This is a genomic window from Pseudomonas soli (assembly GCF_900110655.1).
GTDB lineage: Bacteria > Pseudomonadota > Gammaproteobacteria > Pseudomonadales > Pseudomonadaceae > Aquipseudomonas > Aquipseudomonas soli.
Window position 1 is genome coordinate 126,748 of the sequence record NZ_FOEQ01000005.1, and the last position, 18,606, is coordinate 145,353.

Sequence of the window (18,606 nt, forward strand, 5' to 3'; positions counted from 1 at the left end):
GCGCGGATGCTAAGTCGGCGCCGCCGTGCAGGTATTGATCTGGATCAACGGCACTTTTACCGATGCGCTGTGCACTAAATGGTTGAGCCCACGAGGAACGCCGATGAACGAGACCGTCCTGCAGAACAAAGCCCTGACCGTGTTGTTGGCCTTGGTGACCATCGCCTTCATCTGGATCATGTTGCCGTATTCCGGCGCGATCTTCTGGGCAGTGATCCTCGGCATTCTCTTCGCACCGCTGCAACGCCACTTGTTGCTGCGCTGTGGCGGGCGACGCAACCTGGCCACGGCGGCGGCCCTGGCCACCTGCCTGCTGGTGGCGGTGCTGCCGGTGATCATCATCAGCGCCCTGCTGGTGCAGGAGGGGGCAGCATTGTACCAGCGCATCGAGAGTGGCCAGCTGGATATCGCCGGCTATATCGAACGGGGCAAGGATATGTTGCCGGCCTATGTCCAGCATTTCCTCGACCGCATGGGCATGGGCAACCTCGATGGCCTGCGCGACAAGATCACCAAGTGGGCGACCCAGGGCAGCCAGTTCCTTGCCGGCCAGGCCTTCAGCTTCGGCCAGGGCACCTTCGAGTTCCTGGTGAGCTTCGGCATCATGCTGTACCTGCTGTTCTTCTTCCTGCGCGATGGGGCGGAGCTGGCGCGCAAGGTGCGCCAGGCGGTGCCACTGCCCGAGCAGCAGAAACGCCGGCTGCAGTTGAAGTTCAAGCGCGTGGTGCGGGCCACGGTCAAGGGCAACCTGCTGGTGGCGATCACCCAGGGTGCGCTGGGTGGCTTGATCTTCTGGATACTGGATATCCCCAGCGCGCTGGTGTGGGCGGTGCTGATGGCGTTCCTGTCGTTGCTGCCGGCGGTGGGCGCGGGGATCGTCTGGGCGCCAGTGGCGGTGTACTTCGTGCTGGTCGGGGCGCTGTGGAAGGGGATCGTGCTGACAGCGTTCGGGGTGCTGGTGATCGGCCTGGTGGACAACCTGTTGCGGCCAATTCTGGTGGGCAAGGACACGCGCATGCCGGATTACCTGGTATTGGTTTCGACCCTGGGCGGGTTGGCGGTGTTCGGGCTCAACGGGTTTGTGATCGGGCCGTTGATCGCGGCGTTGTTCATTTCCAGCTGGGCGATCTTTGCCTCGACCAAGCCGCAGGTGCAGTTGCCGTCTTGAATGGGCGCAAGGCGCCCCCGGGGTCACCGGAAGCTGTAGGAAACCCCGGTATAAACCCCGAACCCTTCCCCCGGCGTCGAGCGGGCGATGTCCTGCCCGGCATCGTTGTACCCCGGGGTCACCGTCGCCGCGTAACGCTTGTTGGTCAGGTTGCGCAAGTCGAGCCAGGTCTGCCAGTCGCGCTTGGGCGAATCCCAGCCCAGGCGTGCGCCGAGCAGTGCGTAGGCGTCGGCGTGGTAGCTGTTGGCGTAGTCCACCTGCACCTTGGACGCCATCTGCGTGTTGATTCCGGCGTAGAAACCACTCGGCCAGTCGTAGCGCAGTTCGGCCTGGTAGTAGTGCATGGGAATGCCGGGCAGGCGGTTGTCGCCGAACTTGTCGTCGTCACGGTAGTGGAAATCGCTGAAGGTGTAGGCCTGGCGCAGGCTGAGCTTGCCGGTGCCGGATTGTTCCCAGAGGAGGCTGTCCAGGCCGGCTTCGATGCCTTGGTGCACGGTGGGGCTGGCGTTGAACTCCTTGAACGGCAAGCCTTGCACGACTTCCACGTTTAGCAGCTCATGACGTACCTGGGCGTAGTACCAGGCCAGGTCCCAGCGCCCCAGCGCGGAATCACCGCGGGCGCCCAGTTCCAGGGTGGTGGCGGTCTGGTTCTGCATCTTCATCGGCTGGTTGTTTACCGGCGCGCTCCAGACCAGCGACCACGGGTGCGGCGGCTCCACCGAGCGGCTGAGATTGCCGTAGACCTGCAGGTCCGGGCGGATGTCGTAGCGCAGGCCCAGCCGTGGCGCATAATCCCAGTCATGCTGGCTGACCTTGCCGCCACTGCTTGGATAGGTGACGTCGCTTTCACGGCGGGTGTAGATCATCGCCAGGCCCGTGGTCAGCCACAGGTTCGGAATCAGCTCCAGATCGTTGCCTGCATGCAACACAGTGTCCGAGCCCTGGTAGCTGAAGTCGCGGGTGCGGGCCCCGAAATTGTCGCCGCCAGGGCGGGCGAACTGCGAGGCGCCGCTGTTGGGCAGGTGCTTGGTGGTGCGCCAGCCCAGGGTGGTCTTGCTCTCATGGCCGAACAGGGTGTCACGCCGCAAGTAGTTCAGCGTGCCGCTGACATCGGTGTAGGCGACCTTCAGGCGCATCGGGCCTTCGCGCAGGTCCATGGGATAGTCGTGATAGACCAGCCCCGCCTCCAGGCGCGAGTCGTCATCCAGGAAGAAGGTGGTCTTGTTGCCGACCCAGGTGCTGCCCGGTTGCGGGCGGCGGTCATCGCGGGCCAGGTAGGCCGGGTTTGCCGCGCGCGGATCGTGCTTGATCTGATCCTTGGTCAGGCGCCCGGCCAGGTCGTTCTCGGTCTCGCGGTAGCGCAGGTAGAAGCGCGTCTCAAGATTCGGATTGAAGCGATAGCCGACGTTGGCGGCGATGCCCTTGGCGCTGCCGCTGCTGTGCCGCTGGAAGCCGTCGTATTCGGCGTCGGTAAGCGCTACGTAATAGTCGAGGTTGCCCAGCACCTGCCCGGAGCTGATGTGCCGGCGCTGGTAGCCACGGCTGCCGACTTCGTAGCGCACCTGCAAAGGCGCGGCATCGTAGCCGGTGTGGGTCACGTAGTTGATCGCGCCGCCCAGGGCCAGCGAGCCCTGGTCGAAACCGTTGGCACCGCGCAGCACTTCGGCGCGGCTCAGCCAAAGCGGTTCGAATAGTTCATAGGGCGTGCCGCCGGGGCCTGTCAGCGGCAGGCCGTCGAACATCGTGTAGACGCCCGAGCCGTGGGCACCCGGCGCGCGGTTGATGCCCGAACCACGGATCGACAGCTTGATGCCGTCGTTGCCCGCCGACTGGGCGAACACTCCCGGCTGGTAGGCCAGCACATCCTGATTGGTCGCCACCCGGCCCTGGCCCACCTTGTCCATGTCCACCAGGTTGCTGGCGCCGGGGATATCACGCAGCTGATCGGCGGCGGCTTCCAGCTCGGACTGTTGATGGTCCTGGATCAGCACCTGGTCGAGCTCGACGCGGTTGGCGGCCTGGGCGGAGCCGGCGACGAACAGGGCCAGCAGGGAGTAGGGCAGGGTGGGGCGCATGGGGACGGGGTTCCAGATCGGGTGCGGGAGTCTGACGCTGCAAAGGGCAGCCGAAGCACAGGGGACGATCTATAGGACCTCAAAAAAAACACCCCGCCGAGGCGGGGTGTCTTGTATTGCTGTCAGCCGATCAACCGATCAGTTGCAATCCAGCCTGCTGCACCATCTCCAGCAGCGGCTGCGGGTACACGCCCAGCACGAAGGCAAGGATCGCGATGGCCAGCAGCATCACGCCGCCGGTGCGCTGTTCCCACTTCAGCGGGGCGTCGTGGCGACGCAGGTTCGGTTCGACCAGGTACAGGGTGACCATGACACGCAGGTAGTAGTACACGCCGATGGCGCTACCGATCACCAGGGCGCCGACCAGCCACCACAGGTGCGACTCGACGCCGGTGGCGATGATGTAGAACTTGCCGATGAAGCCTGCGGTCAGCGGGATACCGGCCAGCGACAGCATCATCACGGTCAGTACCGCGGTCAGGTACGGACGGCGCCAGAACAGGCCACGGTACTCGTACAGGGCGTCGGCGTCACGGCCGGCGTATGGCGAGGACATCAGGGTGATCACGCCGAAGGCGCCGAGGCTGGTGATCACGTAGGTGACCAGGTACACGCCCATGGCTTCCAGGGCCAGGCCCTTGCTGGCGACCAGGGCGATGACCAGGTAGCCGAAGTGGGCGATGGACGAGTAACCGAGCAGACGCTTGAGGTTGCTCTGGGTCAGCGCCAGCAGGTTGCCGATGATGATCGACGCCACGGCGATGACTGCCAGTACGGTGCTCAGCACGCCGCTGCTGGCGGCGGGGGAGAGCATGAACAGGCGCACGACCACGGCGAATACCGCGACCTTGCTGGCGGTGGCCAGGAATGCGGCCACTGGCGCCGGGGCGCCTTCGTACACGTCCGGGGTCCACAGGTGGAACGGTACCAGCGACAGCTTGAAGGCCAGGCCCACCAGCATCATGCCCAGGCCCAACTGCGCCAGCAGGCTCGGCATGCTGGTGGCGGCCAGGGCCTTGCCCAGCTGATCGAAGGTCAGGCTGCCGGCGTCGGCGTAAAGCAGGGCCATGCCGAACAGCAGGAAGGCGGAGCCGGCGGCCGACAGCACCATGTACTTGATGCCGGCTTCAAGCGAGCGCTTGTTGAAGAACGCATACGCCACCAGGCCGTAGACCGGCACCGACAGCAGCTCCAGGCCGATGAACAGGCCGGCCAGGTGGTTGGCGCTGACCAGCACCAGGCCGCCCAGTGCCGACATCAGCAGCAGCAGGTACAGCTCTTCCCGGTTGCCCGGGAAACCTTTGGAGCCTTCGCCGAGGTAGGCGTGGGCGAGGGTGACGCAGGCCAGGGTGGCCACCAGGATGATCGCCATGTACAGGCAGGCGAACTTGTCGATGGTCACAAGCGAAGTGACCGCCAGCGGTGCAACCTTGAGTGCCGGCAGGATCGACAGCAGGGCCAGGTTCAGGCCCACGGTGGACAGCAGGAAGGTCTGCGAGTGGTTGCGCTTCCAGGCGATCGCCAGCATCACCACCACCGTGGTGATGGTGGTGATCAGCATCGGCGCCAATGCGATGAAGTGTTGAGTGGTGAATTCCATAGCGCTCTTACCGGGCCGAAGCGAGTTGAGTGAAAGCGGAACCGAGCCACTGCTGCACACCGCTCATGGTGGCGGCAGAGGTGTCGAGGAACGGCTGCGGATACACGCCCAGCAGGATCAAGAGGCCAGCCAGGCCCAGCACCATGATCAGCTCGCGACTGTCCATGCCGGCCAGCACGGTGTCGGCCTTGGCCGGGCCGAAGTAGGCGCGGTGGATCATGATCAGCGAGTACACCGAGCCGAACACCAGACCGGTGGTGGCGATCACGGTGATCCATGGGACGTGGGCGAAGCTGCCGATCAGGATCAGGAACTCGCCGACGAAGTTGCCGGTGCCTGGCAGGCCCAGCGAGGCGGCGGCGAAGAACAGGCTGATGGCTGGCAGATACGCGATGCGGTGCCACAGGCCACCCATCTGGCGCATGTCACGGGTGTGCAGGCGCTCGTACAGCTGGCCGGACAGGATGAACAGCGCGGCGGCCGACAGGCCGTGGGCCAGCATCTGGATCACCGCGCCTTGCAGGGCCTGCTGGCTGCCGGAGTAGATGCCGATCAGCACGAAGCCCATGTGCGAGACGCTGGAGAAGGCGATCAGGCGCTTGATGTCGGTCTGCGCGAAGGCCAGGAAGGCACCGTAGAAGATACCGATCAGGCCCAGGGTCATGGCGATCGGCGCGAACTCGGCCGAGGCGTTCGGGAATAGCGGCAGGGCGAAGCGCAGCAGGCCGTAGGCCGCGGTCTTCAGCAGGATACCGGCCAGGTCCACGGAACCAGCGGTCGGCGCCTGGGCGTGGGCGTCAGGCAGCCAGGAGTGGAACGGCACCACCGGCAGCTTCACCGCGAAGGCGATGAAGAAGCCCAGCATCAGGATGTATTCGATGCCGGCCGGCAGCTCGGCCTTGAGCAGGTCGCTGTAGTTGAAGGTGATCACGCCGGTGCTGTTGTAGTTGACCAGCACCAGGCCGAGGATCGCCACCAGCATGATCAGGCCGCTGGCCTGGGTGAAGATGAAGAACTTGGTCGCCGCGTAGATCCGCGTCTTCTTGCCATCGGCCGAGCTGTGACCCCAGAGCGCGATGAGGAAGTACATCGGCACCAGCATCATTTCCCAGAAGAAGAAGAACAGGAACAGGTCGAGCGCCAGGAACACACCGACCACGCCGCCGAGGATCCACATCAGGTTGAGGTGGAAGAAGCCGACGTGGCGCTGGATCTCTTTCCACGAGCACAGCACCGACAGCACGCCGAGCAGGCCGGTAAGCAGGATCATCAGCAGCGACAGGCCGTCGAGGGCCAGGTGGATGCTGATGCCGAAGCGCTTGATCCACTCGACCTTGTATTCGAGGGCCCAGGCCGGTTCGGCGCCCGGCGCCGGGGCCAGGGTGTAGTTGCCGTTCGCCCACAGCCACAGGCCGATGCCGAGCAGCAGGGACATGGTCAGCAGCGCGATCCAGCGCGGCAGGGTGGAGCCGAAGCGCTCACCCAGCCAGCACAGGAAGCCGCCGATGAAGGGGATCAGGATCAGCCAAGGCAAAATCATGACGGGTTGGTTTCCTTTGGCAAAGTCGCAAGATTCATGGTCATACCGCGGCCACTACCACGGCACCGAGTACCAGTACGGCACCGACGGCGATCGAAGCGGTGTACCAGCGCAACTGGCCGGTCTCGGTCTTGCTCATGGCAACGTGACCGCCGCGAGCCAGGCGAGGAATAAGGCCGATGCTGCGGTCAACCGGATCCTTGCGCAGGATGTGGCTGATCAGCAGGTAAGGTTTGACGAAGAGCTTGTCGTAGATCCAGTCGAAGCCCCAGGCGGCGAACCACCAGGCCGACAGGACGCGACCGATACCACTGTTGGCGATCGCGGTGACCAGGCGACGCTTGCCCAGGAACAGCAGGGCCGACAGCAGGATACCGGCGATGGCGATGGCGCCCGAGGCGATTTCCAGCGAGTGCTTGGCTTCGCCACCGGCGTGACCGGCGCTTTCAGGCAGCACGCCTGCCAGTGGCGGGTGGATCCAGGCGCCGACGAAGGTCGACAGCACGATCAGCACGCCCAGCGGCAGCCAGTGGCTGATGCCGTGGCCGGCGTGGGCTTCGGTCTTGGCTTCGCCGTGGAAGGCGATGAAGATCAGGCGGAAGGTGTACAGCGAGGTCATGAACGCGCCGACCAGGCCGGCGTACAGCAGGCCGCTGTTGCCGCTGGCGAAGGCTTCCCAGAGGATCTCGTCCTTGGAGTAGAAACCCACGGTCAGGATCGGCAGGGCGGCCAGGGCGGCGCCACCGACCACGAAGCTGGCATAGGCCAGCGGTAGCTTCTTCCACAGGCCGCCCATCTTGAAGATGTTCTGCTCATGGTGGCAGGCAACGATCACCGCACCCGAGGCAAGGAACAGCAGGGCCTTGAAGAAGGCGTGGGTCATCAGGTGGAAGATCGCCGCGTCCCAGGCGCCGACGCCCAGGGCCAGGAACATGTAGCCGATCTGGCTCATGGTCGAGTAGGCGAGGATACGCTTGATGTCGGTCTGTACCAGCGCAGCGAAGCCGGCCAGCACCAGGGTCACGCCACCGACAACACCTACCAGGTGCAGGACATCCGGCGCCAGCAGGAACAGGCCGTTGGTACGGGCGATCAGGTACACGCCCGCGGTCACCATGGTGGCGGCGTGGATCAGTGCCGAAACCGGGGTCGGGCCGGCCATCGCGTCGGCCAGCCAGGTCTGCAGCGGCAGCTGGGCCGATTTACCGACCGCGCCACCCAGCAGCATCAGGGTGGCCAGGACCATCCAGGTGTCACCGGCCTGGAACTTCTGCGGTGCCAGTACCAGCAGTTCCTGCACGTTCAGCGTGCCCAGCTGGACGAACAGGATGAACAGGCCGATGGCCATGAACACGTCGCCGATACGGGTGACGATGAACGCCTTGAGCGCCGCGTTACCGTTGTTGCGGTTGCTGTAGTAGAAACCGATCAACAGGTACGAGCACAGGCCCACGCCTTCCCAGCCGAAGTAGATGAACAGCAGGTTGTCGCCCAGCACCAGGAACAGCATGCTGGCGATGAACAGGTTGGTGTACGAGAAGAAGCGCGAATAGCCGGCTTCGCCACGCATGTACCAGGAAGCGAACAGGTGGATCAGGAAGCCGACGCCGGTGACCACGCCCAGCATGGTGACCGACAGGCCATCCACGTACAGGGTGAAGTTCGGCGCGAAGCCGTCCACCGACATCCACTGCCACAGCAGCTGGCTGTACGCACCGCCCTCAGGCGGGGCGACGTTGAACTGCCAGATCACGTAGGCAGCGGTGGCCGCCGACAGACCGACCGAGCCGACGCCGATCAGCGCCGACAGGTTCTCCGAGAACCGCCCGCGCGAGAACGACAGCAGCAGGAAGCCGATCAGGGGGAATACGAACGTCAGGAAGATAAGGTTCATCCGCGCATCTCACTGGCAGCATCGATGTCGAGAGTGTGGAAGCGGCGATACAGCTGCAGCAGGATCGCCAGGCCAATGCTGGCCTCGGCGGCTGCCAGGCTGATCACCAGAATGAACATCACCTGGCCGTCGGGCTGGACCCAACGGGCACCGGCGACGATGAACGCCAGGGCAGCGGCGTTCATCATGACTTCCAGGCTCATGAGCACGAAGAGAATGTTGCGGCGGACCATCAGGCCAACCAGACCTAAGCAGAACAGGATGCCGGCGACCGCCAGACCATGCTCGAGAGGGATAGCACCCATGATTTACTCCTTCGCCTCGTTGCGGCCCAGGTGGAAGGCGGTGACGGCTGCCGCGAGCAGCAGCATCGAGGCCAGTTCGACCACCAGCAGGTAAGGGCCGAACAGGCTGATGCCGACCTCTTTGGCGCTCACGGTGGTACCGCTGATGGCAGCGCCCGACGGGGTGACGAACAGCACGTAGAGCAGCTCCAGCAGCAGCAGGGCGGCGAGGATCACCGGCCCCGCCCAGATGCCCGGCTTGAGCCAGCCACGCTCCTGGGCGACCGAGGCCGGCCCGAGGTTGAGCATCATCACCACGAAGACGAACAGCACCATGATGGCGCCGGCGTAGGCGATCACTTCCAGGGCACCGGCGAAGGGCGCACCGAGGGAGAAGAAGATCATCGCCACGGAGATCAGCGAAATGATCAGGTAGAGCAGGGCGTGCACCGGGTTGGTGCCGGTCACCACGCGCAGCGTGGAGACAACGGCGACACCGGATGCGAAGTAGAAAGCGAATTCCATCTTTCTGTCCTTATGGGAGCAAGCTCTTCACGTTGATCGGCTCGGCTTCGTTCTGTGCAGCGCCTTTCGGCTTGCCAGCGATTGCCATGCCCGCAACACGGTAGAAGTTGTAGTCAGGGTTCTTGCCGGGGCCGGAGATCAGCAGATCTTCTTTCTCGTACACCAGGTCCTGACGCTTGAACTCGGCCATTTCGAAATCCGGAGTCAGCTGGATCGCGGTGGTCGGGCACGCCTCTTCACACAGCCCGCAGAAGATGCAGCGCGAGAAGTTGATGCGGAAGAACTCGGGGTACCAACGGCCGTCCTCTGTCTCGGCCTTCTGCAGCGAGATGCAGCCGACCGGGCAGGCCACCGCGCAGAGGTTGCACGCCACGCAGCGCTCCTCGCCATCGGGGTCGCGGGTGAGGACGATGCGGCCACGGTAGCGCGGCGGCAGGTACACGGGTTCTTCGGGGTATTGCAGGGTGTCGCGCTTGCGGAACCCGTGGGAGAACACCATTGCCAGGCTGCGCAGCTGGGTGCCGGTGCCCTTAACGATGTCGCCGATATACTTGAACATGGGTCAAATCCTCACTGGGCCGCGACGGCTGGCGTGTTGTAGAGCACGATCGCAGCGGTCACCAGCAAATTGATCAGGGTCAGCGGCAGGCAGAACTTCCAGCTGAAGTCCATCACCTGGTCATAGCGTGGGCGCGGGATCGAGGCGCGCAGCAGGATGAACAGCATGATGAAGAACGCGGTCTTCAGGGCGAACCACAGGAACGGTACCTGCGGCAGCAGGCCGAACGGGCCGTGCCAGCCACCGAAGAACAGGGTCACCAGCAGCGCCGAGATGAGGATGATGCCGATGTACTCACCGACGAAGAACATGCCCCATTTCATGCCGGCGTATTCGATGTGGTAGCCGTCGGCCAGTTCCTGTTCCGCTTCCGGCTGGTCGAACGGGTGACGGTGGGTCACGGCGACGCCAGCGATGAAGAAGGTGCAGAAGCCGAAGAACTGCGGAATGATGAACCACAGGTTCTGGGCCTGGTAGTCAACGATGTCGCGCATGTTGAACGAACCCACCTGCACCACCACGCCCATCAGCGCCAAGCCCAGGAACACTTCGTAGGACACGGTCTGCGCCGAAGCGCGCAGGCTGCCGAGCAGGGCGTACTTGTTGTTCGACGACCAGCCGGCGAACAGCACGGCGTAGACCGACAGGCCGGCCATGGCGAAGAAGAACAGCAGGCCGATGTTCAGGTCGGCCACGCCCCAGCCCGGGGTGATCGGGATGATCGAGAAGGCGATCAGCAGCGCGCTCATGGCGACTACGGGGGCCAGGGTGAAGATCACCTTGTCGACAAAGGGCGGGTTCCAGTCTTCCTTGAAGAACATCTTCAGCATGTCGGCGGCGATCTGGAACATGCCGAACGGGCCGACCCGGTTCGGGCCGTAGCGGTCCTGCCACCAGCCCAGCAGGCGACGCTCGACGAAGCTGAGCAGCGCGCCGCAGACCACCACGGCCAGCAGCACCACGATTGCCTTGACGACCTGAATGATCACGTCGATCACTTCGGGGGTGAACCAGCTCATTGTGCTGCCTCCTGCAGGCCTTCGACGGCTGCACCGAAGATGGCGGGCGGAATGCCGGCCAGGCCTTTGGGCAACGCAACCAGGCCAGCGCCCAGTTCTTCATTGATACGCAGCGGCAGGCGCAGCGACACACCGGCCACGTTCAGGCTCAGCATCGCGCCGTCGTTGACGCCCAGGCGGTCGGCTTCGGACTTGGCCAAGGCGACGTAGGCGGCCGGGATGCGCTCCTGCACCGGAGCGGCGCGCGAGGAGGACTCTTCGCTGCCGAACAGGTGGAAGAACGGAACCGCGGTCCAGGTGCCGCGAGCCGGGTTGAACGCGCCAGGGATGGCGGTGAACCAGCCCAGGCGGTCGCCTTGGGTCTCGATCAGGCGTACGCCTGGGTCACCGGCACGCAGATGGCCACCCACCTCGTCCTGGAACTTGTTCCAGGCTTGCGGCGAGTTCCAGCCCGGCGACCAGGCGAACGGAACCTGCTGACGCGGTTCGGCCGAACCCGAGTAGCCTTCCATGGAGAAGGCGAACGCGGTGTCCTTGTCCTGCGGGGTACGCGGCTCGTGCACGCTGATGTTGGCGCGCATGGCGGTACGACCCGAGTAGCGCAGCGGCTCGCGGGCCAGCTTCATGCCCTTGATGCGGAACGCGGCGGAAGGTGCTGCGTTGACGATGCCGGCCAGTTGCGGTGCGGCTTCGGCGCAGGCGCTGGTGACGTGGTCCAGCTGGGTCCAGTCCACCGGCTTGTTCAGCAGGGTCGCGCGCAGGGCGTGCATCCAGCGCCAGCCTTCGTGGATCTGGATGCTGCTGTCCAGGTATTGCGGGTCGAACACCTGGAAGAAGCGCTGGGCACGGCCTTCCTGGCTGACCAGGGTGCCATCGCCTTCGGCGAACGAAGCCGCCGGCAGCACCAGGTGGGCACGGTCAACGGTCGGGGTTTTCGAGTGATCGGCGACGATCACCACCTTGGCCGCAGCCAGCGCGGCGTCGACCTTGGCGGCCGGTACGCGGGCGTACAGGTCGTTTTCCAGCACGACGATGGCGTCGGCCTTGCCGCTGATCACGGCGTCCAGCGCCGCGTCGACGGACTCACCGCCCATCATCGCCAGACCGAGGCTGTTGGCCTCAGGCACGACCAGGCTCAGCGAACCGTTCTTCTCGCGCAGCTTGAGGGCCTTGGCGATGTTGGCGGCGGCTTCGATCAGCGCAGGGTCGGCCAGCGAAGTACCGGCGACGACCAGTGGGCGCTGGGCAGCGACCAGGGCGTCGGCGATGCGCTGGGCCAGGGCCTTGGCTTCGTCGTCCAGGCCGGCAACGGCAGGCGCGCTCGGGTCGATGGCATGGGCCACGGCGAAACCGATACGGGCGAGGTCGGCGGGAGCGGCGTGTACACACTCTTCGGCAACGTCATCCAGCTTGGTTTCAGCCAAGGATGCGATGAACAGCGGGTACAGCGCGTGCTGGCCGATGTTCTTCACCGCGGCGTCCAGCCAAGGCTGCACGCGCATGGCGTCGGCCATGGCCTCGGCCTTGCCCTTGGTGGCCTGGCGCACGGCCAGGGCGACACGGGCGGCGGTCTGGGTCAGGTCTTCGCCGAGCACGAACACGGCGTCGTGGTCTTCGATGTCGCGCAGGGTCGGCACCGGCAGCGGGCTGTTGTTCAGCACGTCCAGCGCCAGGCGTACGCGGGCCAGCTCACCAGCCTCCATGCCCGAGTAGAAGTACTCGGCACCGACCAGCTCGCGCAGGCCGTAGTTGCTCTCGAGGCTGGCGCGTGGCGAGCCGATGCCGACGATGGTGCGACCGCGCAGCAGGTCGGCGGCCTTGTCCAGGGCGGCGTCGAGGGACAGCTTGCTGCCATCGGCCAGGTGTGGCTGGCGCGGACGGTCCTTGCGGTTGACGTAGCCATAGCCGAAGCGGCCACGGTCGCACAGGAAGTACTGGTTCACCGAGCCGTTGAAGCGGTTCTCGATGCGGCGCAGTTCGCCGTAGCGTTCGCCGGGGCTGATGTTGCAACCGCTGGAGCAGCCATGGCAGATGCTCGGGGCAAACTGCATGTCCCACTTGCGGTTGTAGCGCTCGGAGTGGGTCTTGTCGGTGAACACACCGGTCGGGCAGACCTCGGTGAGGTTGCCGGAGAACTCGCTTTCCAGCACGCCGTCTTCGACGCGACCGAAGTACACGTTGTCGTGGGCGCCGTATACGCCCAGGTCGGTGCCGCCGGCGTAGTCCTTGTAGTAGCGCACGCAGCGGTAGCAGGCGATGCAGCGGTTCATCTCGTGGGCGATGAACGGGCCGAGGTCCTGGTTCTGGTGGGTACGCTTGGTGAAACGGTAGCGGCGCTCGTTGTGGCCGGTCATTACCGTCATGTCCTGCAGGTGGCAGTGACCGCCTTCCTCGCACACCGGGCAGTCGTGCGGGTGGTTGGTCATCAGCCATTCGACGACGCTGGCGCGGAACGCCTTGGACTCCTCATCGTCGATGGAGATCCAGGTGCCGTCGGAGGCAGGGGTCATGCAGGACATGACGATACGACCACGGGTGTCGTTCTCGTCGGTGTACTGCTTGACCGCGCACTGCCGGCAGGCGCCGACGCTACCGAGCGCCGGGTGCCAGCAGAAATAGGGGATGTCGAGGCCGAGTGACAGACATGCCTGTAACAGGTTGTCCGCACCGTTGACTTCGAGCGCTTTGCCGTCTACGTGGATAGTGGCCATTGTTCAAAGTTCTTCGTTGGCCCGCGTGAGCGGGCGTGGCTAATGGAAATCGGTGAGCTTGCGGCCGGCCTCGAGTCGTTCGGGCCGGCCAGCAGGCTGGCGGATGGCACGGACCATCCGCTGTTTCATCTTGTTATGCGCCGACCACGATCGGCTTCGCCAGGTTCGGGCGCAGGGTGCCAGCGCTTTCTGGCGCCACACCGGCCTCGAACTCCGAGCGGAAGTATTTGATGGCACTGCCCAATGGCTCGACGGCACCTGGTGCATGAGCACAGAAGGTACGGCCTGGGCCGAGGAAGTTGACCAGCCCCAGTAGCGTCTCGATGTCTTCGGCGCGGCCTTGGCCGTTCTCCAGTGCGCGCAGCATCTTCACGCTCCACGGCAGGCCGTCACGGCAAGGGGTGCACCAGCCGCACGACTCGCGGGCGAAGAACTCTTCCATGTTGCGCAGCAGCGACACCATGTTGACGCTGTCGTCGACCGCCATGGCCAGGCCGGTACCCATACGGGTGCCGACCTTGGCGATGCCACCGGCATACATCTGCGCATCGAGGTGCTCGGGCAGCAGGAAGCCGGTACCGGCGCCGCCAGGCTGCCAGCACTTGAGCTTGAAGCCGTCGCGCATGCCGCCAGCGTAGTCTTCGAACAGCTCGCGGGCGGTGACGCCGAATGGCAGCTCCCACAGGCCCGGGTTCTTCACCTTGCCGGAGAAGCCCATCAGCTTGGTGCCGTGGTCTTCACTGCCTTCGCGGGCCAGCGACTTGTACCAGTCGTTGCCGTTGGCGACGATGGCCGGCACGTTGCACAGGGTCTCGACATTGTTAACGCAGGTCGGCTTGCCCCACACGCCGACGGCGGCAGGGAAGGGCGGCTTGGAGCGCGGGTTGGCGCGACGGCCTTCGAGGGAGTTGATCAACGCGGTCTCTTCACCGCAGATGTAACGCCCGGCACCGGTGTGCACGAATAGCTCGAAGTCGAAACCGGAACCCAGGATGTTCTTGCCCAGCAGGCCGGCGGCCTTGGCTTCATCGATGGCGCGGTTGAGGTTCTTCGCCGCGGTGGTGTATTCGCCACGCAGGAAGATGTAACCACGGTAGGCCTTAAGGGCGCGGGCGCTGATCAGCATGCCCTCGACCAGCAGATGGGGCTGTTGCTCCATCAGCATGCGGTCCTTCCAGGTGTTGGGCTCCATTTCATCCGCGTTGCACAGCAGGTAGCGGATGTTCATGGATTCGTCTTTGGGCATCAGGCCCCACTTCACGCCAGTGGGGAAGCCCGCGCCGCCCCGGCCCTTGAGGCCGGAGTCCTTGACGCTCTGCACGATGTCGTCGGCGGACATGTCGGCCAGCGCCTTGCGCGCGGCGGCATAGCCGTTCTTGGACTCGTACTCGGTCAGCCAGACCGGCTCGCCGTCGTCGCGCAGGCGCCAGGTCAGCGGGTGGGTTTCGGCGCTGCGCGCAATGCGGTTGGCCGGGCCGAAGGAAGTGATGGTCATACGTAACCCTCCAGCAGCTTGGAGACGCCGGCAGGTTGCACGTCGCCAAAGGTGTCGTCGTCGATCATCAGCGCCGGGGCCTTGTCGCAGTTGCCCAGGCAGCACACCGGCAGCAGGGTGAAGCGCCCGTCCGCGGTGGTCTGGCCGAGGCCGATGCCCAGCTCGCTCTGGATCTGGCTGACCACCGATTCATGGCCGCCGATGTAGCAGACCATGCTGTCGCATACGCGGATGATGTGGCGGCCGACCGGCTGGCGGAAGATCTGGCTGTAGAAGGTGGCCACACCCTCGACGTCGCTGGCGGGGATGCCCAGCACTTCGCCGATGGCGTAGATGGCGCCGTCCGGCACCCAGCCGCGCTCTTTCTGCACGATCTTCAGGGCTTCGATGGACGCCGCGCGCGGGTCCTCGTAGTGATGCATCTCGTGCTCGATGGCCGAGCGCTCGGTTTCGCTCAGGGCGAAACGGTCGGTTTGGATAAGCGTGCTGTTCATGCTTAGCGGTCCACGTCAGCCATAACGAAGTCGATACTGCCCAGGTACGCGATCAGGTCCGCAACCATGCTGCCTTTGATCACCGAAGGGATCTGCTGCAGGTGCGGATAGCTCGGGGTACGGATCCGGGTGCGGTAGCTCATGGTGCCGCCATCGCTCGTCAGGTAGTAACTGTTGATGCCCTTGGTCGCCTCGATCATCTGGAACGACTCGTTGGCCGGCATGACCGGGCCCCACGAGACTTGCAGGAAGTGGGTGATCAAGGTCTCGATGTGCTGCAGGGTGCGCTCTTTCGGCGGCGGCGTGGTCAGCGGGTGGTCCGCCTTGTACGGTCCTTCCGGCATGTTGCGCAGGCACTGGTCGATGATGCGGATACTCTGGCGCATCTCCTCGACACGGACCATGCAGCGGTCATAGGCATCGCCGTTGTGGGCCAGCGGTACTTCGAATTCGAAGTTCTCGTAGCCGGAGTAGGGGCGGGCTTTACGCAGGTCGAAGTCGCAACCGGTGGAGCGCAGGCCGGCACCGGTGGTGCCCCAGGCCAGGGCTTCCTTGGTGTTGTACGCGGCAACGCCGATGGTACGGCCCTTGAGGATGCTGTTCTGCAGGGCGGCCTTGGTGTATTCGTCGAGGCGCTTGGGCAGCCATTCGACGAAGTCCTTGACCAGCTTGTCCCAGCCGCGCGGCAGGTCGTGGGCGACGCCACCGATGCGGTACCAGGCCGGGTGCAGGCGGAAACCGGTGATCGCCTCGATCACGGTGTAGGCGCGTTGGCGGTCGGTGAAGGTGAAGAACACCGGGGTCATGGCGCCGACGTCCTGGATATAGGTGCCCAGGAACAGCAGGTGGCTGGTGATGCGGAAGAATTCGGCGAGCATGATGCGGATCACGTCGACCTTCTGCGGCACCTGGATGCCGGCCAGCTTCTCTACCGCCAGTACGTACGGCAGGTTGTTCATCACCCCGCCGAGGTAGTCGATACGGTCGGTGTAGGGGATGAAGCTGTGCCACGACTGACGTTCGGCCATCTTCTCGGCACCACGGTGGTGGTAGCCGATATCCGGCACGCAATCGACGATCTCTTCGCCGTCCAGCTGCAGGACGATACGGAAGGCACCGTGGGCCGAAGGGTGGTTGGGGCCGAGGTTGAGGAACATGTAGTCCTCGTTGGCGCCCGAACGCTTCATGCCCCAGGCTTCCGGGTTGAAACGTGCCGATTCCTCTTCAAGCTGCTGCTTGGCCAGGGTCAGGCTGTAGGGGTCGAATTCGGTAGCGCGGGCCGGGTAGTCCTTGCGCAGCGGGTGACCTTCCCAGGTCGGCGGCATCATGATGCGGCTCAGGTGCGGGTGGCCGGCGAAGTCGATGCCGAACATGTCCCAGACTTCACGCTCGTACCAGTTGGCGTTGGGCCAGATACCGGTGACGGTCGGCAAGTTGAGGTCGCCTTCGCTCAGCGACACCTTGATCATCACGTCGCTGTTACGCTCGACCGACAGCAGGTGGTAGAACACGCTGAAGTCGGCGGCCGGCAGGCCGCGGCGCTGGGTGCGCAGGCGCTCGTCGACGCCGTGCAGGTCGTACAGCATGCTGTACGGCTTGGCGACGTTGCGCAGGAAGGAAAGTACTTCTTTGAGCTGGGCACGCTTTACCCACAGTACCGGCATGCCGGTGCGGGTTTCCTGGGCGACGAAAGCGTCGGCGCCGAATCGGTTGTGCAGTTCGACGACCACATCCTGGTCGTCAGCCTTGTAAGGCGGAATATAAATAGCGTTGTCCGCTGTCATGGTCTCGGTCGCTTTGGGTCAACGTTAAGAATGAAGCCAGGCCGCCGGCTCCTGGGGGAGCGGGCGGCAGGTCGCTGGATCAGACTTCGTCGGGGCTGCGCAGGTTGGTTACCGCGATACGCTGTTCGCGACGCAGGTCTTTCTGGGCGGGCATCTCGGCACGGTAGATGCCTTGATCGCCAACAACCCAGGAAAGCGGGCGTCGCTCCTGGCCGATCGATTCCTGCAGCAGCATCAAGCCTTGCAGGAACGCCTCGGGGCGCGGCGGGCAGCCAGGCACGTACACGTCCACGGGGAGGAACTTGTCGACCCCCTGAACGACCGAGTAGATGTCGTACATGCCGCCGGAGTTGGCGCACGAACCCATGGAGATGACCCACTTGGGCTCGAGCATCTGCTCGTACAGGCGCTGGATGATCGGCGCCATCTTCACGAAGCAGGTACCGGCGATGACCATGAAGTCGGCCTGACGCGGCGAGGCCCGGATGACTTCGGCGCCGAAGCGGGCGATGTCGTGGGGTGCCGTGAAGGCCGTGGTCATTTCCACGTAGCAGCAGGAAAGGCCGAAGTTGTACGGCCAGAGGGAGTTCTTGCGACCCCAGTTGACCGCGCCACGCAGCACATCCTCGAGTTTCCCCATGTAGATGTTCTTGTGGACCTGGTCTTCCAGCAGTTGATCGGTGACGGTTTCCCGCTCACCGACCGGATACTGCTCGTTAGGTGCGTCCGGATCGATTCTGGTGAGATTGTATTGCATGCCAAAGCCTCATTGTTTCAGCTTCGCTTGCCGCTTGCGGCGACCTTCGGGAGCCCAATCGAGCGCCCCGACGCGCCATAGGTAGACAAGACCTGCCAACAGAATTGCTATGAAAACGAGTGCTTCGACGAATCCGGTCCAGCCGCTTTCGCGGACGGACACAGACCATGCATACAGGAAGAGGGCTTCGATATCGAAGATCACGAACAGCATCGCGACCAGATAGAATTTGGCGGACAGGCGCAGGCGGGCACTGCCAACGGGCAGCATGCCGGATTCGAAGGGTTCGTTCTTGGCGCGACCCCAGGCCTTGCTACCGAGCAGGCTGGACAGGCCGAGCATGAAGGCACACAGGCCGACGACACCCAGGAGGAAGATGGCAAAGCCCCAGTTGTGGGCGATGAGTCCTGCCGAATCGGACATGCTAGAAATCCTTATACAGAGACCCAGCTCTGCAGTCTGAAATAAGTAGAGCGGCGACGTGGTGTCGCAGACGCAGTGACCAAATGTCGCAGCTGAATCAATCGCGCTGATTTTATGGGTAAACCCAGTGCAAGTAAAATTTCCGTTGCAAATTTATTCGTAGGTTTAAGAACAAAAATCTTTCGTAACTGGCTGAAAGCCTTGAGTTTCGGGCATTGCACGCGGATTTGTTAATTATGTTTCTTACCCCGCGTAATGACTGACTAGTTGCGTAATGA

15 protein-coding genes are annotated in these 18,606 nt (G+C 64.1%); 1 reads left to right on the forward strand and 14 read right to left on the reverse strand.

What is annotated here, in order from left to right; translation table 11 throughout:
* Positions 1-103: 103 nt before the first annotated feature.
* Entirely contained in the window at positions 104-1,168 is a 1,065-nt protein-coding gene (locus BMY03_RS13420) for an AI-2E family transporter (RefSeq protein ID WP_094011336.1), read from the forward strand.
* Positions 1,169-1,191: 23 nt separating this feature from the next.
* Here the strand turns inward: BMY03_RS13420 and BMY03_RS13425 are convergent, their stop codons facing one another.
* The 14 genes from BMY03_RS13425 to BMY03_RS13490 all read right to left on the reverse strand — a co-directional run bounded on the left by BMY03_RS13425 (position 1,192) and on the right by BMY03_RS13490 (position 18,328).
* Positions 1,192-3,243, reverse strand: coding sequence for a TonB-dependent receptor family protein (locus tag BMY03_RS13425; RefSeq protein ID WP_094011337.1), 2,052 nt, complete (start codon positions 3,241-3,243; stop codon positions 1,192-1,194).
* A 130-nt stretch (positions 3,244-3,373) separates the two neighbouring features.
* On the reverse strand, positions 3,374-4,843 hold the full coding sequence (gene nuoN, locus BMY03_RS13430; RefSeq protein WP_038706426.1) for an NADH-quinone oxidoreductase subunit NuoN: 1,470 nt from the start codon (positions 4,841-4,843) through the stop codon (positions 3,374-3,376).
* 7 nt (positions 4,844-4,850) lie between these two features.
* Positions 4,851-6,383, reverse strand: coding sequence for an NADH-quinone oxidoreductase subunit M (gene nuoM, locus BMY03_RS13435; RefSeq protein WP_038706425.1), 1,533 nt, complete (start codon positions 6,381-6,383; stop codon positions 4,851-4,853).
* Positions 6,384-6,423: 40 nt separating this feature from the next.
* Complete coding sequence (gene nuoL / locus BMY03_RS13440; protein ID WP_023631350.1) at positions 6,424-8,277, reverse strand: NADH-quinone oxidoreductase subunit L; 1,854 nt, start codon at positions 8,275-8,277, stop codon at positions 6,424-6,426.
* On the reverse strand, positions 8,274-8,582 hold the full coding sequence (gene nuoK, locus BMY03_RS13445; RefSeq protein ID WP_023631349.1) for an NADH-quinone oxidoreductase subunit NuoK: 309 nt from the start codon (positions 8,580-8,582) through the stop codon (positions 8,274-8,276). The genes nuoL and nuoK overlap by 4 nt, the downstream gene beginning before the upstream one ends.
* A 3-nt stretch (positions 8,583-8,585) precedes the next feature.
* The gene (nuoJ, locus tag BMY03_RS13450; RefSeq protein WP_023631348.1) at positions 8,586-9,086 is read right to left on the reverse strand and encodes an NADH-quinone oxidoreductase subunit J; all 501 of its coding nucleotides are present in this window, start codon (positions 9,084-9,086) and stop codon (positions 8,586-8,588) included.
* 10 nt (positions 9,087-9,096) lie between these two features.
* Positions 9,097-9,645 (reverse strand): NADH-quinone oxidoreductase subunit NuoI, encoded by a 549-nt coding sequence (gene nuoI, locus BMY03_RS13455; protein ID WP_016488223.1) that lies wholly within the window; start codon positions 9,643-9,645, stop codon positions 9,097-9,099.
* Positions 9,646-9,656: 11 nt separating this feature from the next.
* Positions 9,657-10,664 (reverse strand): NADH-quinone oxidoreductase subunit NuoH, encoded by a 1,008-nt coding sequence (nuoH, locus tag BMY03_RS13460; protein ID WP_023631347.1) that lies wholly within the window; start codon positions 10,662-10,664, stop codon positions 9,657-9,659.
* Positions 10,661-13,375 carry an NADH-quinone oxidoreductase subunit NuoG gene (gene nuoG, locus BMY03_RS13465; protein WP_038706424.1) on the reverse strand — a complete coding sequence of 905 codons (2,715 nt, stop codon included), beginning with the start codon at positions 13,373-13,375 and terminating at the stop codon, positions 10,661-10,663. The genes nuoH and nuoG overlap by 4 nt, the downstream gene beginning before the upstream one ends.
* A gap of 133 nt (positions 13,376-13,508) precedes the next feature.
* Complete coding sequence (gene nuoF, locus BMY03_RS13470; RefSeq protein WP_094011338.1) at positions 13,509-14,870, reverse strand: NADH-quinone oxidoreductase subunit NuoF; 1,362 nt, start codon at positions 14,868-14,870, stop codon at positions 13,509-13,511.
* Positions 14,867-15,364, reverse strand: a complete 498-nt coding sequence (gene nuoE / locus BMY03_RS13475) for an NADH-quinone oxidoreductase subunit NuoE (protein ID WP_012313767.1) — start codon at positions 15,362-15,364, stop codon at positions 14,867-14,869. Before nuoE ends, nuoF begins: the two co-directional genes overlap by 4 nt.
* A 2-nt stretch (positions 15,365-15,366) precedes the next feature.
* Positions 15,367-17,148: an NADH-quinone oxidoreductase subunit C/D gene (gene nuoC / locus BMY03_RS13480; protein ID WP_094011339.1), complete on the reverse strand. Its 1,782-nt coding sequence runs from the start codon at positions 17,146-17,148 to the stop codon at positions 15,367-15,369.
* 79 nt (positions 17,149-17,227) lie between these two features.
* Positions 17,228-17,905, reverse strand: coding sequence for a NuoB/complex I 20 kDa subunit family protein (locus BMY03_RS13485; RefSeq protein WP_008096180.1), 678 nt, complete (start codon positions 17,903-17,905; stop codon positions 17,228-17,230).
* Positions 17,906-17,914: 9 nt separating this feature from the next.
* Positions 17,915-18,328: an NADH-quinone oxidoreductase subunit A gene (locus tag BMY03_RS13490; protein WP_011534614.1), complete on the reverse strand. Its 414-nt coding sequence runs from the start codon at positions 18,326-18,328 to the stop codon at positions 17,915-17,917.
* Between the last annotated feature and the right edge of the window lie 278 nt (positions 18,329-18,606).

Bases quoted from the DNA above. Each gene is read 5' to 3' on its own strand.
- nuoI (WP_016488223.1), bottom strand. From the start codon at position 9,645: ATGTTCAAGTATATCGGCGACATCGTTAAGGGCACCGGCACCCAGCTG.
- BMY03_RS13490 (WP_011534614.1), bottom strand. From the start codon at position 18,328: ATGTCCGATTCGGCAGGACTCATCGCCCACAACTGGGGCTTTGCCATC.
- nuoL (WP_023631350.1), bottom strand. From the start codon at position 8,277: ATGAACCTTATCTTCCTGACGTTCGTATTCCCCCTGATCGGCTTCCTG.
- nuoF (WP_094011338.1), bottom strand. From the start codon at position 14,870: ATGACCATCACTTCCTTCGGCCCGGCCAACCGCATTGCGCGCAGCGCC.
- nuoN (WP_038706426.1), bottom strand. From the start codon at position 4,843: ATGGAATTCACCACTCAACACTTCATCGCATTGGCGCCGATGCTGATC.
- BMY03_RS13485 (WP_008096180.1), bottom strand. From the start codon at position 17,905: ATGCAATACAATCTCACCAGAATCGATCCGGACGCACCTAACGAGCAG.
- nuoJ (WP_023631348.1), bottom strand. From the start codon at position 9,086: ATGGAATTCGCTTTCTACTTCGCATCCGGTGTCGCCGTTGTCTCCACG.
- BMY03_RS13420 (WP_094011336.1), top strand. From the start codon at position 104: ATGAACGAGACCGTCCTGCAGAACAAAGCCCTGACCGTGTTGTTGGCC.
- nuoG (WP_038706424.1), bottom strand. From the start codon at position 13,375: ATGGCCACTATCCACGTAGACGGCAAAGCGCTCGAAGTCAACGGTGCG.
- BMY03_RS13425 (WP_094011337.1), bottom strand. From the start codon at position 3,243: ATGCGCCCCACCCTGCCCTACTCCCTGCTGGCCCTGTTCGTCGCCGGC.
- nuoH (WP_023631347.1), bottom strand. From the start codon at position 10,664: ATGAGCTGGTTCACCCCCGAAGTGATCGACGTGATCATTCAGGTCGTC.
- nuoK (WP_023631349.1), bottom strand. From the start codon at position 8,582: ATGGGTGCTATCCCTCTCGAGCATGGTCTGGCGGTCGCCGGCATCCTG.
- nuoE (WP_012313767.1), bottom strand. From the start codon at position 15,364: ATGAACAGCACGCTTATCCAAACCGACCGTTTCGCCCTGAGCGAAACC.
- nuoM (WP_038706425.1), bottom strand. From the start codon at position 6,383: ATGATTTTGCCTTGGCTGATCCTGATCCCCTTCATCGGCGGCTTCCTG.
- nuoC (WP_094011339.1), bottom strand. From the start codon at position 17,148: ATGACAGCGGACAACGCTATTTATATTCCGCCTTACAAGGCTGACGAC.